A 16,742-nucleotide genomic window follows, 5' to 3' on the forward strand; every position below is an offset into this window, starting at 1 on the left:
CGATCGTCTAATTTGTCCTCGAACCGTGGGGCACACGGGGATCGCTCGGTCAACTTCCCATCATGAGATGGGATTACCCGAGAAGCCCCCACCTCTAAGCGAAGCGTAGGTGGTGGGAGTATGTCACTCTGTTCACCCTTTTCGATAGTGTCTGGATCTGCTCGATGAAGTGATCCATTTGGCTCCACCCCTCTGCATAAAATTTATATGTCCTTGACGGACCATTTATATCCCCCTTTGCTAAATTTTCAGCGAAACATTTCCCGAAAATTTTGGATCTTTTATAGTATAATACAGATGACAATGATTTGATGAGTGGGGGGATGGGCATTGAAAAAACGGAAGAAATACGCGGCGGCGAGCGTGTTGTTGGCGTTGGGGCTGCTGGCTCCTTCGTTTGGGCCGACGGCGGTAGGCGCGGAGGATCGGGATGTCGTCAAGCTGCGCATTTTGGAGACTACCGATGTACATATGAATCTCGTTAACTATGATTATTTCAAAGACAGCCCGACGAATGAGTTCGGGCTGTCAAAAACGGCGCGATTGATCGAGCAGGCACGCGCTGAGCAGCCGAATACGCTTCTGTTTGACAACGGAGATTTGATTCAAGGAACGCCGCTTGGCGACTATGTGGCGAAAGTGAAGCCGCTGCAAGATGGCGAAGTGCATCCAGCCGTGAAACTGTTGCATTTGTTGAAGTACGATGCGGCGACAGTGGGAAACCATGAGTTCAACTATGGCTTGGATTTCCTCGATGAGGTGTATGATGATGCCAAGCTGCCGATCGTGAACGCGAATGTGTACCGCGATGACCATGATCAAAATCCAGATAACGATGTCAACTATTTCACGCCGTATCACATTTTAGAGAAAGAAGTCGTTGATGAAGACGGGGAGGCACATACGCTGAAGATCGGTGTCATCGGCTTTGTGCCGCCGCAGATTATGGATTGGGACAAAGCGAATTTGCAAGGGAAAGTGATAGCGAAAGACATTGTGCAGTCGGCACAAAAGTATATTCCAAAAATGAAAGCCGAAGGGGCCGATTTGATCGTCGTGCTGTCGCACTCGGGCATTGAAACCGGCGGAAACAGCCCGAATATGGAAAATGCCTCCTATTATTTGACGCAAATTCCGGGGGTCGACGCCGTGCTGACCGGCCACCAGCATAAAAAATTTCCGGCGCTTCCGGGAACGACGCCTGATTTTCTGGATGGGAACGGTATCAACAATGAAAACGGGACGATCAATGGCGTTCCGGTGACGATGCCAGGTTCGTGGGGCGATACGCTTGGGGTCATTGACTTGACGGTTGAGCAAGTGGATGGGAAATGGAAAGTAACACAGGCAAAAGCCCAGCTTCGCCCGGTGTATGACAAGGCGACGAAAACGCCGTTGGTTGACAGCGATTCGGCCGTTGAGCAGGCCATTCAGGCGGAGCACGAAGCGACGATCCAGTACGTCCGCAGCCCAGTGGGAAAAACTACGAGCCCGATCAACAGCTATTTTGCACTCGTTCAAGATGATCCGTCCGTGCAAATCGTCACGAACGCCCAAAAGTGGTATGTGGAAAAAATGTTAAAAGGGACGCAGTATGAAGGCCTTCCGGTGCTGTCAGCCGGCGCTCCGTTCAAGGCCGGCGGGCGCGGTGGACCGAGCTATTACACGGATATTCCGGCAGGGGAAATCGCCATTAAAAACGTCGCCGATTTGTACTTGTATCCAAACACGGTGTATGCGCTGAAAATTACGGGAGCCGAGTTGAAAGAATGGCTTGAGTGGTCGGCGGGACAATTCAACCAAATCGACCCGAACAAGACAGGCATTCAGCCGCTTGTCAACAACGACTTCCCGACGTACAACTTCGACATTATTGATGGCGTGACGTATGAGATCGATGTTACCGAGCCGGCGAAATACGACAAAAACCAAAATGTGATCAATCCGAAAGCAAACCGCATTAAAAACTTGCGATTCCAAGGCAAACCGGTGACGGCGAAGATGGAATTTATCGTTGCGACGAACAACTATCGGGCGACGACGAACCGGATCATCAATCCGGGCGGGAAAAACACGATTTTGGCCGCGCCGGATGAAAACCGGCAAGTGATCATCGATTATATTCGCGAAAGCGGAACGATCAACCCGTCCGTGGACGGCAACTGGACCTTTGCACCAGTGAAAGGGAAAGCATCGGTGACCGTTTCCTTTGAATCGTCACCGGAAGCACAAAAATATTTGCCGCCAGACAGCCGCATCCGCTATGTGGCGACATTGTCCAACGGGTTTGCCCAATACGAACTTACGCTGTTGTCTTGGAAAGAAACGAAAACAAACCATTCGAAAGAGCTAGAAAAATCTGGACGTTAAGAAGAGGTTGGAAAAATAGCAGGTGATTTAGGAGGCAGGTGATTTCGTATAAAATACTGCTAGTTCCAGCTGTTTCTTAATTAGAACAACCTTGCGGAATCAATCTTCTTTTTCGGCGAAATGCCGCTGATTTGCTCGTGACAGCCGTTTTTTACCGGCCTTTTAGGTGACACGAAAATGTGACTAAAAGTATTTCTGGCGCTACTGCCATTTTTTCCATTTCGAAAATATCGCCTTTTTGACTGACGATGAGAAGAAGATCTTTTACGTTAACGTCATTTCCGAAAGAAGTCTCCCACCTCAAGGAATGTGAAGAGCGATCGATCAATGAGTAGGTGGGAGATGAATTTCGGTTGGCCATCGCCGATGAATATGATCGTCTATGGTTCAAACCGACACCTTTGGAACGAAGGGAAGCGTAAAGGGTTCTTGTTTGTGGCTTACCGTTCAGCGAACACGCACAAGTCGCTTGAAGCCCCTGCCTCTAAGCGAAGCGTAGGTGGTGGGCAGTTCGCTTCTAACAAGGACAGTGAAAAACAGCCGCTTTCGTTGAGCGGGCGGTCATGGAAGGAAAAAAGATGTTCGATTGGGGAAGCGCTGCTTGTCCGACCGGGCGCTACCCATCATCTGCTTTTTCGAAGGCCGGTGGACATCGAGGTTCTTGGGATCATTCGTTTTGGAAAACGGAACGTTTTTGTCACTGTATCGGTGGTGAAGCCACCCACCTTTTGTAACATTGCCCGAAAGCAGTGCCACTGTCCATGGATGATTGTTTGCTAGCTTGGTCAGGAGGGAGACATGTGTTAGGCATTACAAGTTACGGGATGTATTTGCTGGCGTCGATTTTGATGCATGCCACTCCGGGAGTGGATACGATGTATATTATGGGGCGCAGTGTGGCGCAAGGGAGAAAAGCGGGCGTGTATTCGGTGTTGGGCATTTCGACGGGGGTGTTCATTCATACGTTGCTCGCTGCGTTTGGCTTGGCGGTGATTTTGCAGCAGTCGGTTGTCTTATTTACGGCTGTGAAAATCGCTGGCGCAGCGTATTTGGTGTATCTTGGCATCAAAATGATGCGGCAGTCGACGCCGCCAGCGTTGGAGTCCGAGGAACTGGCGCCGATGAAGCTGAAAAAGATTTATTGGCAAGGCGTGACGACGAATGTGATGAATCCGAAAGTGGCGTTGTTTTTCCTTTCCTTTTTGCCGCAATTCATTCAAACGGATCAGCCATACGGCCCGCTCCCGTTTCTGCTGCTCGGCGTTTCGTTCGTGGTGACGAGCACGCTGTGGGGGCTTGGCGTCGTCTATGTGGCTGCGCTGGCGACGAAACGGGTGCGCCAAAACGCGAAAATGGCGCTTCTTGTCAATCGGTTGACGGGGATCGTGTTCATTGGGCTTGGTGTGAAGCTGCTGCAAACGAAAGCGTCGTGAGCGAGGGCGGGCGGCGTCGGAACGCACGATTCTCAGCCGAATGAAAGCGCGGGCGGTGATTCGTGAGGAGGTTGGTTGGAGAAATGGGGGCGGATGACAAAGGAATAGCGGTGATTCTCCTTGTGGCGGGAATCGGGATGTTTCCGTTTGGGATCGTGATCATTAAGCAGCAGTGGGGAAGCATACAAGAAGAAGGAGGGCGTGAGCGGAGAATAGCCTTGTTTTTTGAAATGATCGATCTTTGGTCAACGTGGGTGCTGTTCCTCTCCCTGCTTCTCATATTGGGAGGCGCGGCGCTGTTGTGGAGATGAGCAGAAAAGAGGGCAGCCGCCCTCTTTTTTCTTGCCGCTACGACCGTTCGCTGACGGCGATTTGAATGCCGATCAGCGCGAAGATGGCGCCTTTGAGCCAATGGATTCGCTTGGTGATGGCGGTGTGGGCCGAGAGCCATTGGCGCAGCTTTTCCGCGCCGATGCTCACCAAGGTGAAGACAACGAGCGCCTGCACGAGAAAGATGGCGCCTAATAGAAGCATCTGCCCCGGCACATGGCCGGCTGTTTCGTCGACAAACTGCGGCAAGAGCGCCAAGAAGAAGAGAGACACTTTCGGGTTGAGCACGTTCATGACAATGCCTTTTTTGTACAGCGAGGTGTATGCCATCGGCGTCTGCCGCCCAAAGGCGAGGCCTTCGTCTTGTTCACGGAACGCCTGCCAGGCTAGGTACAGCAAATACGCGGCGCCCGCGTACTTGACGATGGCAAACACCAAGGCGGATTGGTAAATGACGGCCGAGACGCCAAGCGTGGCGGCACTGATATGGACAAGCAGCCCTGTGCACAGCCCGAGCGCGGTGGCGATGCCCGCGTGTTTGCCTTGGGACAGGCTTTGGGCGATGACGAATAAAATGTCTGGGCCCGGGGCGAGTGTCAGCACAATCGCGACGCCTAAAAACGATAAAGCGGTATCCATTTCCATCGAACACACCTCTTTGTTTGTCTATCGTGACGGTTGCTTCTAAATTTCGCGATCTTCCCGTTCGATTCCTTTTTCCTCGGCAAAAATGGGTTCATTTCCTGTTTGACGAACACATCGGCGCGCTTGGAAATAAAGGTGTACAGGGGGAGCAAAGAATGAAACAATTGAAAGTGATGGGGATGGCGTTGCTGCTGTTTTGGGGGTATAGCTCCGCTGCCTCGGCGGACACAGAAATCAAGCCGCCGTCCTCGGTAAAAGAAGTGGTTGCAAAGTTTTCTGAACCGAAAGAAATGGTGGCGAATGAATTAGTCGTCAAATTTAAAGAAGGGGTGACGGAAAAGCAGCGTGAGGCGCTACTGCGTCCGTTCCGAGCCGCCGAGCTCTCATTTATGGACATAGGGAATTTTTCCCTTATTAAAGCACCAAAAGGTATGGATCTGAAGGGGCTGGCTGCGAAACTAGTAAAGCTTCCCGAAATCGAATCGGTGGAGCCCAACTATATCATCGAACGGAACTATACGCCGAGCGATCCAGGATACAGCAAACAGTGGCATTTGAAAAAAATCAACGCCCCAAAGGCGTGGGATACGACAAGGGGCAGGGCAGATTACGGTAGCCGTTGTCGATAATGGGGTGCAGACGAATCATCCGGATTTGGCAGGGAAAATTGTCTCGCCTTATAATGTGGTCACCGGAACGAGATCTGTGCCAGCGGGGGAGCACGGGACGCATGTGGCGGGCATTATTGCCGCTTCGATCAATAAAAAAGGGTCACCGGCGTGGCTCCAAATGTAAAAATCATGCCAGTCAATGTGTTTGAAGGGGAAGGGGCAACAAGCTACGATGTGGCGTACGGAATCGTATATGCAACAGACCAAGGGGCGAATGTGATTAATTTAAGTTTGGGTGCATATGCGGCAACGAATTACGAAGCGGCGGCTGTGCAGTATGCCGCGTCCAAAGGGGCTGTTCTTGTTGCTGCGGCGGGAAATGACCATACATATTTGCCGTCGTATCCTGCCGCGTTCGAGCCGGTTATTGCAGTGAGTGCAACGGATGGTGATGACTTTATCACCGACTTTTCCAACTACGGAAATTATATTGACCTCGCCGCCCCCGGAGTCAACATTTATTCCACGTTTCCGGGAAGTTCCTATTACAGCCTGCCTGGGACATCGATGGCGGCGCCGATCGTATCGGGCACGGCAGCGCTCGTGTTGTCGAAAAATCCGCTGCTGACGCGCGGGGAAGTCGAGAGCATTTTGCGAAAGTCAACCGTCGATCTGGGCGGTAAGGGATGGGACGTGTTTTATGGGTATGGAAGAGTGGATGCCTATAAGGCGGTGCGGAACACGCCTTCGCCGCTGTCTTCGATTTCGGCGGCAGGAACGTTTACAATGAAGGGAAATAACAAGGTTGGGTTTTCGCTGTCCGCCTATAGAAAAGGGCTGAAAGTGACGGCGTACGTAAAAAACAGCAGGGGGTACGCCGTCCGGACGATCGCCAAAAACAAGCTTTGGAACAGCAACCGCATTTCCTTGTCGTGGGACGGCAAACAAGATAACGGCGCATTTGTCGGAAGCGGCGCGTATACGATGGTCGTTCAAGTGTCGAACGGGCGCGAAACGGTGGCGAAAACGAAGCAAATCAAGGTTGTAGACAGCGTGGTTCCGTCTATTCAGCTGTCATCTTCCACTGTATCGTTCTCGCCGAAGGCAAAAGGGAAGGTGTCCATTCCGTTTGCGCTCAACAAAAAGGCAAGCGTCACGGCGCAAGTGTACGATTCGAAAAACAAGCTCGTGAAAACGATTTGGAGCAACAAATGGCTTTCCGGCGGAAAACAGACGCTTGTTTGGGACGGGAAAAATGCGAGCGGAAAGCTGCTGCCTGACGGAACGTACCGGTTGAAACTGTCCGCAGTGGACGACAAAAAACGCAAGGCCGCCGCGCGCAGCCTCTCGGTCGTGATCGATACAAAAGTCGCCTTTAGCGGCGTGTCGCTTGGCCAAACACTGTTTAAAATGGACGGGGTGGCGAAAGCAAGCTTCCGGATGAATCTGAAAGAGCCTCTCGTCGTTTCTGCCTACGTGAAAACAGAAAAAGGAGCCATCAGCAAACAGCTTTTGCGCAATAAAAAATACAACAGCGGTTCTTATACGGTCAGCTGGGACGGAAAAGACAACAAAAACGCCTTTGTCAGTGAAGGAAACTACTATTATACTGTTGAGCTACGTTATTCGTCTATGACCCGTACGGCGATGCGTACATTGATGAGAAGACCTATTCGCTGAAGGCCAATGTGGAAACCAACATCGTGTATGCGAAAAAAGACAAATACAGTGACTACTATTACTTGCTTGCATACAAAGACCGTCTCGGCAATGTTTACGTCTACGGCGTGGACGAAACGGAAGAAACGGGATATGCAGCTTCGTACCGCCTGCAAAAAGAAAACGGAGCCAAAAACGGGTTAAAACGATCCGTGAACTGATCATAAAAGACCGCCTTGCCGATTCGGCATGGGCGGTCTTTATCATTGCGGCTGCTTCTTTTTCTCCAAAAACGCCTTCCCATAGGTTCCGTGGTCGTGGAGCATGGCGTGCTCGACTTGGATCGTGGCATGCTCAATGCCGTATTTTTCCTTCAGCATTTCATTCACCGCCAAAATGACACAAAGCGGCTGGATGTGCTCGCTGACAAACACATGAGCCGACAGCGAGTAATGGTCGGTCGAGATGGCCCATAAATGCATGTCGTGCACGTCTTCGACCCCTTCGATCTGTCGAATGTCGGCGCGGATTTGTTCGAGATCGAACCCATCTGGCACGGCTTCCATTAAGATGAGATACGATTCACGCATAATTTTCGCCCCGCCTGTGAAAATGATGGCGGCGATCACGAGGCTGATGATCGGATCGAACACCGTCCAGCCGGTGAAGTAAATGAGCAGCGCGGACACGATGACGCCGATCGAGCTGATTAAGTCGCCGATGAAATGCCAAAGGGCGCTCTGAACGTTCAAGTTGTCTTCTTCTTTCGTGCTCCGGCTTAAGACGATGGTCAACGTCAAGTTAACGATGAGGCCGATCGCCGCGATTCCGAGCATAAGACGAAAGTTGATCGGTTCAGGATGAAGAAAACGCTGAATGCCTTCCCATAAAATCCACAGCGCAATGACGGCCAACGTCAGCCCGTTCAAAAACGATGTGATGATTTCAAATCGCAAAAAACCGAACGTAAAGCGGCGGTTCGGCGGGCGCGTTGCCATGTAGAGGGCGACCATGCTCAATCCAAGCGCCAATACATCGGATGCCATATGGGCCGAATCGGACAATAAGGCGAGCGAGTTGGAAATCAGTCCGCCAATGATTTCAACGGCGGTGAAAAACATGGTCAACAAAAGCGTCACCCAGAGCGCTTTTTTTGATTCATGTTGCGTTTTGACGTGCGGGAGATGGTGAAAATCGTACAGTGTTGGAGCCATAATGCACCTCCATTATTTATAATAATTATCAACTTATATATATTATAATATAAAAATCAGCCTGTGTGCAAATGAAATTTCGACAGCGAGAAAGAGCGGTTGTTGGAATTTGTCTAAAAATATAGACGAACAATTCAAGGAATGGATCCTGCTGTTGGCGAATAGGAATCAATGTTGTGTATGGCCATCATCTTGCTTCAGAAAGGATGCGATCGAGCTTGATTGCGGCGAATCCGACGGATTTGGAAGTGTATTTGTTTCATGAAGGCAGCTTGCATAAAAGCTACGAGCTGTTTGGTGCCCACGTGATCGATGAGGGCGGAAGGGCCGCCACCCGCTTTTGCGTCTGGGCGCCGCATGCGCGCGACGTGCGCCTGGTCGGCAGCTTTAACGGCTGGGACGGGGCGAAGTTCCGCCTCACCAAAGTGAACGATGAAGGAGTATGGACGATCGTTGTCCCGGAAAACTTGGAAGGGCATTTGTATAAGTATGAGATTGTCACGCCGGATGGGCGGGTGCTGCTGAAAGCGGACCCGTACGCGTTTTGCTCCGAATTGCGCCCCCACACCGCCTCGATTGTCTACGATCTGAAAGGATACCAGTGGAACGATCAGTCTTGGCAGCGGAAGAAGCGGCGAAAGCGGATTTACGAGCAGCCGATGGTCATTTATGAGCTCCATTTCGGTTCGTGGAAGAAAAAGGAAGGTCGTTTTTTGACGTACCGTGAGATGGCCGACGAACTTATCCCGTACGTGCTAGAGCGTGGATTTACGCACATTGAGCTGCTTCCGCTTGTCGAGCATCCGCTCGACCGTTCGTGGGGGTATCAAGGGACCGGCTATTATGCGGTGACAAGCCGCTACGGTGCGCCGCATGATTTCATGTATTTCGTCGACCGCTGCCATCAGGCAGGAATCGGGGTCATTCTCGATTGGGTGCCGGGGCATTTTTGCAAGGACGCCCACGGGTTATATATGTTTGACGGCGCCCCGACGTACGAATATGCGAACGAAAAAGACCGGGAAAATTACGTCTGGGGGACGGCGAATTTTGACTTGGGCAAACCGGAAGTGCGCAGTTTTCTCATCTCCAACGCCTTGTTTTGGCTCGAGTATTACCACGTCGACGGATTCCGCGTCGATGCGGTCGCGAACATGCTGTATTGGCCGAACAACGACCAGCTCTATGAAAACCCGTATGCGGTCGAGTTTTTGCGCAAGTTAAACGAAGCGGTGTTTGCCTATGACCCCAACGTCTTGATGATCGCCGAAGATTCGACCGATTGGCCGCGGGTGACGGCGCCGACGTATGACGGCGGGCTTGGCTTTAACTACAAGTGGAACATGGGCTGGATGAACGACATGCTGAAGTATATGGAAACGCCGCCGCATGAGCGGAAGCATGCACACAATCAAGTCACCTTTTCCCTCCTTTATGCGTATTCAGAAAATTTCATTTTGCCGTTTTCTCATGATGAAGTTGTGCATGGCAAAAAGTCGCTGCTCAACAAAATGCCGGGGTCGTACGAGGAGAAGTTCGCCCAGCTGCGGCTGTTGTACGGCTACATGATGGCCCACCCCGGGAAAAAGTTGTTGTTTATGGGCAACGAATTTGCCCAGTTTGACGAATGGAAGTTTGAGGGAGAGCTCGACTGGGTGCTGTTTGATTTTGAGCTGCACCGGAAGATGGATGAGTATGTCAAGCAATTGATCGCCTGCTACAAGCGGTATAAGCCGTTTTACGAGCTCGACCACGACCCGCAGGGGTTTGAATGGATCGACGTTCATAATGCCGAACAAAGCATTTTCTCGTTCGTCCGCCGCGGGAAAAAAGACGGTGATCTGTTGGTAATTGTTTGCAATTTCACAAATCAAGCGTACGACGACTACAAAGTCGGCGTGCCGCTTTTGGCTCCGTATCGGGAAGTGCTGAACAGCGATGCGGTGGACTTTGGTGGATCAGATCATGTCAATTCGAAGCGGCTTCCGGCGTTCAATGAACCGTTTCATGGAAAGCCGTACCATGTGCGCATGACGATTCCGCCATTTGGCATTTCAATCTTGCGCCCAGTGCAAAAACGAGGGGAGAGAAAGCAAAATGAAGAAGACGTGCATCGCCATGTTATTGGCCGGCGGGCAAGGAAGCCGGCTTCGCTCGCTGACGACAAACATCGCGAAACCGGCCGTGCCGTTCGGCGGGAAGTATCGGATCATTGATTTTACATTGAGCAACTGCACGAATTCCGGCATCGATACGGTCGGCGTGCTGACGCAGTACCAGCCGCTCTTTCTTCACTCGTACATCGGCATCGGAAGCGCGTGGGATTTGGACCGGCGAAACGGCGGGGTCACCGTCCTGCCGCCCTATTCCGTCTCGTCCGGCGTGAAATGGTATGAAGGCACCGCCAACGCGATTTATCAAAATATGAATTATATTGAACAGTACGACCCGGACTACGTGCTCGTGCTGTCCGGCGACCACATTTACAAAATGGACTATCGGCAGATGCTCGACTACCATATCGCCAAACAGGCCGATGTGACGATTTCCGTTATTGAAGTGCCATGGGAAGAAGCGAGCCGGTTTGGCATTATGAATACGAATGACGAGATGCAAATTGTCGAGTTTGCCGAAAAACCGGCGGAGCCAAAGAGCAATTTGGCGTCGATGGGCATTTACATTTTCAATTGGCCGCTGTTGAAAGAATACTTGAAAATCGACAACGCTGACCCGCATTCGTCGCACGATTTCGGCAAAGACATCATCCCGCTTTTGCTTCGCGAACGCAAGCGGCTGTTTGCCTACCCGTTCCAAGGCTACTGGAAAGATGTCGGCACGGTGAAAAGCTTGTGGGAAGCGAACATGGACTTGTTGGATGAGGACAACGAGCTCGACTTGTTCGACCGCTCATGGCGCATTTATTCCGTCAATCCGAATCAGCCGCCGCAATACATTTCCCAGGAGGCGGAAGTGGCGGACTCACTCGTCAATGAAGGGTGCGTCGTCGAAGGGACGGTCAAGCGTTCAGTGCTGTTTCAAGGCGTCCGTATCGGCAAAGGGGCGGTCGTGAAAGAATCGGTCATTATGCCAGGAGCGGCAGTCAGCGAAGGAGCGTATGTCGAGCGGGCGATCGTCACGCCGGATTGCGTCATCCCGACGCATGCCTCGATTGCCCCGGACGAAGACGGCGAGGTGGTGCTCGTGACCGCCGAATGGCTTGCGCAATGGAATGAGGAAACCGCGAGGAAGGATGAAGCGTGATGAACAACAAGATGTTAGGCGTCATTGACGCGACGATGTATATGGAGGCGTTAGCGCCGCTTATCGAACAGCGCTCGATCGCCGCGGTGCCGTTTGCCGGCCGGTATCGGCTCATTGATTTCGTGCTCTCAAGCATGGTTAACTCCGGCATTGAGAGTGTTGCGATTTTTCCGAAATATCAGTACCGTTCGCTCATGGACCATTTAGGGTCAGGGAAAAACTGGGACTTAAACCGAAAGCGGGACGGACTGTTTTTCTTCCCATCGCCGGATTTGCTGTTTTCCGGCGAGCGCCGCGTCGGGGCATTTGCCCACTTCGAGCAGCACATCGACTATTTTTTGCGGAGCCGACAAAAATACGCGATCATTGCGAACGGCTATACGGTATGCAACATCGATTTTGCCGCCGTCTTGAAGCGCCATATCGAAAATGGCTGTGATGTGACCGAAATCCGTCATCGCGGTCGGTCGCTTGAGATGTATTTGCTGGAAACGTCGCTGCTGCTTGACTTGATCGCCGATTACAAAAACCGCGGCTACCGAAGCATCGTCGACGTCGTCCGCGATGGCCGCCATTCACTGTCGATTTGCGATTACGAATACACGGGGTATGCGGCGGTCATCGATTCGGTGGGGCAATATTTCCGCTCAAGCATGGAACTATTGGATCGGAACGTCTGGGAACAGCTCTTTCTCGCGGAGCGGCCGATTTATACGAAAGTGAAAGACGAGCCGCCGACGAAGTACGGGCGGGAAGGGAGCGTAAAGCGCTCGATGATCGCCAACGGCTGCGTCATTGACGGGACGGTGGAAAACAGCGTCTTGTTCCGCTCTGTGAAGATCGGCAAAGGAGCGGTCGTGAAAAACAGCATTATTATGCAAAAGTGCCAAATCGGCGACGGCTGCGTCCTCGATGGCGTCATTATCGATAAAGACGCCAAGGTCGAACCGGGCGTGGTGTTGAAAGGAACGGCTGATCAACCGTTTGTCGTCCGCAAAGGAACGGTGCAGGGGGAGGTCGCCAGCCGATGAACGTGCTATTTGCCGTTTCCGAATGCGCCCCGTTCGCCAAATCGGGGGGATTGGCCGACGTTGCCGGCGCGCTGCCGAAAGAGCTGCGCCGGCTCGGCGTTGACGCCCGTGTCATGCTGCCGAAATATGAGACGATCGCCCGCGAATGGAAAGAGAAGATGAACAAAACGGCGGAGTTCACCGTGCCGGTCGGGTGGCGCCGCCAATATGCCGGCGTGGAGGAGCTCGAGCACGACGGGGTCATCTATTACTTCATCGACAACGAGTATTACTTCAAACGGCCGCAGCTGTACGGCCATTATGACGACGGTGAGCGGTTTTCTTATTTTTGCCGGGCGGTGCTGGACGCGCTGCCGGAGATCGGGTTTCAGCCCGACATCATTCATTGCCATGACTGGCACGCCGGCATGATTCCATTTTTGCTGCGCGAGCAATACCACCATGATCCGTTTTATGCGGATATCCGCACGATGTTTACGATTCACAACTTGCAGTTTCAAGGGCTGTTTCCGCGCGGGATTTTAGAGGATTTGTTGAATTTGGACGGACGGTATTTCACCGTCGACCAGCTCGAGTTTTACGGAAGCGTCAGCTTTATGAAAGGGGCGCTTGTCGCCTCCGATTTGATCACGACGGTGAGTCCGACGTACAAAGAAGAGATTCAAACCGCCTATTACGGCGAGCGGTTGGACGGCTTGCTGCGGGCGCGGCGGGCCGATTTGCTCGGCATCTTAAACGGCATTGACGACGAGTTTTACAACCCGCAAACCGATCCGTTTTTGGCGGCGACCTATAGCGTACATACGCGGGAAAGAAAAAAACTCAACAAGCGCGCTTTGCAGCGGCGGTTCGGTCTGCCAGAGCGGGATGATGCGCCCGTCGTCGCCATGGTGACGCGAATGACGGCGCAAAAAGGGCTCGATTTGGTGACGTGCGTCTTTCATGACCTCATGCAGGAAGACATGCAGCTCGTCGTGCTCGGCACCGGGGATTGGCGCTTTGAACAGTTTTTCTCGCAAATGGCAGCGGCCTATCCGGACAAAGTCGGGGTGTACATCGGCTTTCACGAACCGCTCGCCCATCAAATCTATGCGGGCTCGGACTTGTTTTTAATGCCGTCATTATTTGAACCGTGCGGGTTGAGCCAAATGATCGCGCTTCGGTACGGGACGATTCCGATCGTTCGGGAAACGGGTGGGCTGAACGATACGGTGCAATCGTACAATGAATTTACAGGAGAGGGAAACGGGTTCAGCTTTACGAACTTTAATGCCCATGACATGTTGTACACGATCCGCCGGGCGCTGTCGTTCTACCACCAGCCATCTGTCTGGGAGCGGCTCATGGAGCGGGCGATGCGCGGCGATTACAGCTGGCGCCGTTCAGCGAAAGAGTATGAAAAAGCGTACAAACGGCTGGTCAAAAAAGGGGGAGATGCGCTTGTTCGCCGATAAAGAAACGTTCAAACGGGCGTTTGTGGCGCGGGTCGAGGCGCTGTGCGGCAAACCGTTTGCCGAATCGACGGCGCGCGATCATTATCACGTTCTCGGCCAGATGGTGCGCGAACATATCAGCCGCCATTGGATCACGACGAATGAACGCTACCGGGCGCAACGGTGGAAGCAAGTGTATTATTTGTCGATTGAGTTTTTGTTGGGTCGCCTGCTTGGCAACAATTTGTTAAACCTCGGCGTCCGCTCGGTCGTCGAGGAAGGATTGCGCGAGCTCGGCATTCGCCTCGAAGACGTCGAGGAATGTGAGGCGGACGCCGGGCTCGGAAACGGCGGGCTCGGGCGGCTCGCCGCCTGCTTTTTGGATTCGCTCGCGACGCTCAATTTGCCGGGCCACGGGCACGGCATCCGCTACAAGCATGGGCTGTTTGACCAAAAGATCGTCGACGGTTATCAAGTCGAACTGCCGGAGCAATGGCTGCGCCACGGAAACGTGTGGGAAGTCCGCAAAGAAGAGCTGGCGGTCGAAGTCCGGTTTTGGGGGCGGGTTGAGGTGTCGGAACAAAACGGCCGCCTTGTATTCCGCCATGTCGACAGCGAAAACGTGATGGCGGTGCCGTACGACGTGCCGGTCATCGGCTACGGGACGAACACGGTCAACACGCTCCGGCTTTGGAGCGCCGAACCGGCGAAGACGTTCCCGCTCCATAAAGATGTCATGCAATACAAACGGGAGACCGAAGCCATTTCCGAGTTTTTGTACCCGGACGATACGCATGACGAAGGAAAAATTTTGCGGCTGAAGCAGCAGTATTTTCTCGTCGCTGCCAGCCTCGGCAGCATCACCCGCGCTCATCGCCGCCAGCACGGGAGTTTGCGCCGGCTTCATGAGTATGTCGCCATTCATGTGAACGACACGCATCCGGCGCTCGCGATTCCGGAATTGATGCGCATTTTGCTCGATGAAGAAGGGATGGGCTGGGAAGAGGCGTGGCACATTACGACCCATACGATCGCGTATACGAACCATACGACGTTGTCGGAAGCGCTCGAGAAATGGCCGATCCACTTGTTCCGGCCGCTTTTGCCGCGCATTTATATGATCGTCGAGGAGATCAACGAACGGTTTTGCCGCGAGCTGTGGGAACGCTACCCTGGCGATTGGGGGCGGATTGAACAAATGGCCATCATCGCCCACGGAATGGTGAAAATGGCGCACTTGGCCGTCGTGGCAAGCCATAGCGTCAACGGCGTGGCGAAACTGCATACCGACATTTTGAAACAGCGGGAAATGCGCCTGTTTTACGAATGGGCGCCGCAAAAGTTCAACAATAAGACGAACGGCGTGACGCACCGGCGCTGGCTCTTAAAAGCCAACCCCGAGCTGTCGGCGTTGATTACGGACACGATCGGCCCGCGTTGGATTCATGAGCCGGAAGCGCTTGTGGAACTGGCGCCGCATGCTTCCGATCCGGCGTTTCAAGAGGCGCTCGCCGCCGTCAAGCGGCGGCGCAAAGCGAAGCTCGCCACCCGCATTTATGAGAAGACCGGAATCGGTGTTGACGAGTCGTCGATCTTTGATGTGCAAGTGAAACGGCTGCACGCCTACAAACGGCAACTGTTGAACGTGCTGCACATCATGCATTTGTACAATCGGCTGAAGGAGGATTCACACTTCTCGATTCACCCGCGCACGTTTATCTTCGGGGCGAAGGCGTCGCCGGGCTATTACTACGCCAAGAGGATTATCAAGCTGATCCATTCGGTCGCCGAGAAGGTGAACAACGACAAACGGGTCCATGACCAGTTGAAAGTCATTTTTTTGGAAAACTACCGTGTGTCGCTCGCCGAAGAGATCATCCCGGCCGCCGATGTGAGCGAGCAAATCTCAACCGCCAGCAAAGAAGCGTCCGGGACGGGCAACATGAAGTTTATGATGAACGGAGCGATCACGCTTGGTACACTTGATGGGGCGAACGTCGAAATCGCGGAAGCGGTCGGGAAAGAAAACATGTTTTTGTTCGGGCTGACGGCTGAGGAAGTGCTCAACTACTATGAGCACGGCGGCTACCGGGCGCACGAGTATTACCATCACGACAAGCGGATCAAGCAAGTCGTCGACCAGCTTGTCAACGGCTTTTTCCCGGATGCCGGCGATTACTTTGAACCGATTTACGATTCGCTTTTGACGCAAAATGATGAATATTTTGTGCTGCGCGACTTTGCCGCCTACGCCGAAGAGCATGAGCAGGTGGAAGACGCTTACCGCGATCCGGCGCGCTGGTGGCGGATGAGCGCCGTCAACATCGCCCACTCCGGCTACTTTGCCAGCGACCGGACCGTCGCGGAATACGCGGCTGAGATTTGGGGCATTTCGCCGTCGATGTAAAGCCCGGCGGGAAACAGGCGCCCCTAAAGACGAGCGCGGCCGCTTCGAATCATCCCAGAGGCGCAAACGACCAGCCGCTCGCCATCACGAACTTGTCTTTGGCATGATGAACCATTTCCGTCTGAGCCGGTCTGAACGATCGATTCCGCCGTTTCCAAACGCCGGGCTTGGGACGGTTTCCTGTGCGGAGGCAAAACAGCGGCCAAGGAGCGACGGCTTGCAGCGGAAAGAAGTCGGATGTATGACCGTTGCCGGACTGCGGCGGCAACGGCATAAACGGAACGGGGCGCCCTGTTGGAACGCCCCGTTTCGCGTCGGCGGAACCGGCCGGCGTTCGGTTTGAACGCC

General features: G+C 53.1%; 14 protein-coding genes and 1 pseudogene. 13 read left to right on the top strand and 2 right to left on the bottom strand.

The features are described from left to right. Positions 1-330 precede the first annotated feature (330 nt). From ETC02_RS02440 to ETC02_RS02450, 3 genes and pseudogenes are all read left to right on the top strand, one after another. A pseudogene (locus tag ETC02_RS02440) lies at positions 331-2,358 on the top strand (bifunctional 2',3'-cyclic-nucleotide 2'-phosphodiesterase/3'-nucleotidase); the annotation flags it as partial. An 812-nt stretch (positions 2,359-3,170) separates the two neighbouring features. Continuing rightward, a complete protein-coding gene (locus ETC02_RS02445) occupies positions 3,171-3,803 on the top strand; it encodes a LysE family translocator (RefSeq protein WP_033009724.1) in 633 nt (210 codons plus the stop codon). Positions 3,804-3,886: 83 nt separating this feature from the next. Beyond that, positions 3,887-4,114, top strand: coding sequence for a hypothetical protein (locus tag ETC02_RS02450; RefSeq protein ID WP_033009725.1), 228 nt, complete (start codon positions 3,887-3,889; stop codon positions 4,112-4,114). A gap of 37 nt (positions 4,115-4,151) precedes the next feature. On the opposite strand, the gene ETC02_RS02455 is transcribed toward ETC02_RS02450, so the two are convergent. After that, the gene (locus tag ETC02_RS02455; protein ID WP_050367725.1) at positions 4,152-4,778 is read right to left on the bottom strand and encodes a LysE family translocator; all 627 of its coding nucleotides are present in this window, start codon (positions 4,776-4,778) and stop codon (positions 4,152-4,154) included. 155 nt (positions 4,779-4,933) lie between these two features. Between ETC02_RS02455 and ETC02_RS02460 the strand changes: the two genes are divergently transcribed. From ETC02_RS02460 to ETC02_RS02475, 4 genes are read left to right on the top strand one after another with little or no spacing between them, the layout of a single operon-like run. Continuing rightward, a complete protein-coding gene (locus tag ETC02_RS02460; RefSeq protein WP_050367724.1) occupies positions 4,934-5,407 on the top strand; it encodes a S8 family serine peptidase in 474 nt (157 codons plus the stop codon). Positions 5,408-5,411: 4 nt separating this feature from the next. Further along, a complete protein-coding gene (locus tag ETC02_RS18325; RefSeq protein WP_158522916.1) occupies positions 5,412-5,573 on the top strand; it encodes a S8 family serine peptidase in 162 nt (53 codons plus the stop codon). Then, a complete protein-coding gene (locus ETC02_RS18330; RefSeq protein ID WP_050367723.1) occupies positions 5,558-7,069 on the top strand; it encodes a S8 family serine peptidase in 1,512 nt (503 codons plus the stop codon). The genes ETC02_RS18325 and ETC02_RS18330 overlap by 16 nt, the downstream gene beginning before the upstream one ends. Before the next feature lie 8 nt (positions 7,070-7,077). Then, a complete protein-coding gene (locus ETC02_RS02475) occupies positions 7,078-7,269 on the top strand; it encodes a hypothetical protein (protein ID WP_044743763.1) in 192 nt (63 codons plus the stop codon). Between the two features lie 42 nt (positions 7,270-7,311). Here ETC02_RS02475 and ETC02_RS02480 read toward each other — a convergent pair whose 3' ends face one another. Then, positions 7,312-8,262, bottom strand: coding sequence for a cation diffusion facilitator family transporter (locus ETC02_RS02480; RefSeq protein ID WP_033009732.1), 951 nt, complete (start codon positions 8,260-8,262; stop codon positions 7,312-7,314). 206 nt (positions 8,263-8,468) lie between these two features. On the opposite strand from ETC02_RS02480, the gene glgB reads away from it, so the two are divergent. The 6 genes from glgB (at position 8,469) to ETC02_RS02510 (ending at position 16,737) form a co-directional block, all read left to right on the top strand. After that, a complete protein-coding gene (glgB, locus tag ETC02_RS02485) occupies positions 8,469-10,478 on the top strand; it encodes a 1,4-alpha-glucan branching enzyme (RefSeq protein WP_050368714.1) in 2,010 nt (669 codons plus the stop codon). Next, a complete protein-coding gene (locus tag ETC02_RS02490; RefSeq protein WP_033011749.1) occupies positions 10,360-11,523 on the top strand; it encodes a glucose-1-phosphate adenylyltransferase in 1,164 nt (387 codons plus the stop codon). Before glgB ends, ETC02_RS02490 begins: the two co-directional genes overlap by 119 nt. Further along, positions 11,523-12,554: a GlgC family sugar phosphate nucleotidyltransferase gene (locus ETC02_RS02495; protein WP_033011748.1), complete on the top strand. Its 1,032-nt coding sequence runs from the start codon at positions 11,523-11,525 to the stop codon at positions 12,552-12,554. Before ETC02_RS02490 ends, ETC02_RS02495 begins: the two co-directional genes overlap by 1 nt. Continuing rightward, complete coding sequence (gene glgA / locus ETC02_RS02500) at positions 12,551-14,008, top strand: glycogen synthase GlgA (protein ID WP_033011747.1); 1,458 nt, start codon at positions 12,551-12,553, stop codon at positions 14,006-14,008. The genes ETC02_RS02495 and glgA overlap by 4 nt, the downstream gene beginning before the upstream one ends. Further along, positions 13,995-16,394, top strand: a complete 2,400-nt coding sequence (locus ETC02_RS02505) for a glycogen/starch/alpha-glucan phosphorylase (protein WP_033011755.1) — start codon at positions 13,995-13,997, stop codon at positions 16,392-16,394. Before glgA ends, ETC02_RS02505 begins: the two co-directional genes overlap by 14 nt. Before the next feature lie 103 nt (positions 16,395-16,497). Continuing rightward, on the top strand, positions 16,498-16,737 hold the full coding sequence (locus ETC02_RS02510; protein WP_150825928.1) for a hypothetical protein: 240 nt from the start codon (positions 16,498-16,500) through the stop codon (positions 16,735-16,737). Positions 16,738-16,742 lie beyond the last annotated feature (5 nt).

This window comes from Geobacillus sp. DSP4a, from assembly GCF_013096875.1.
Taxonomy (GTDB): domain Bacteria; phylum Bacillota; class Bacilli; order Bacillales; family Anoxybacillaceae; genus Geobacillus; species Geobacillus thermophilus.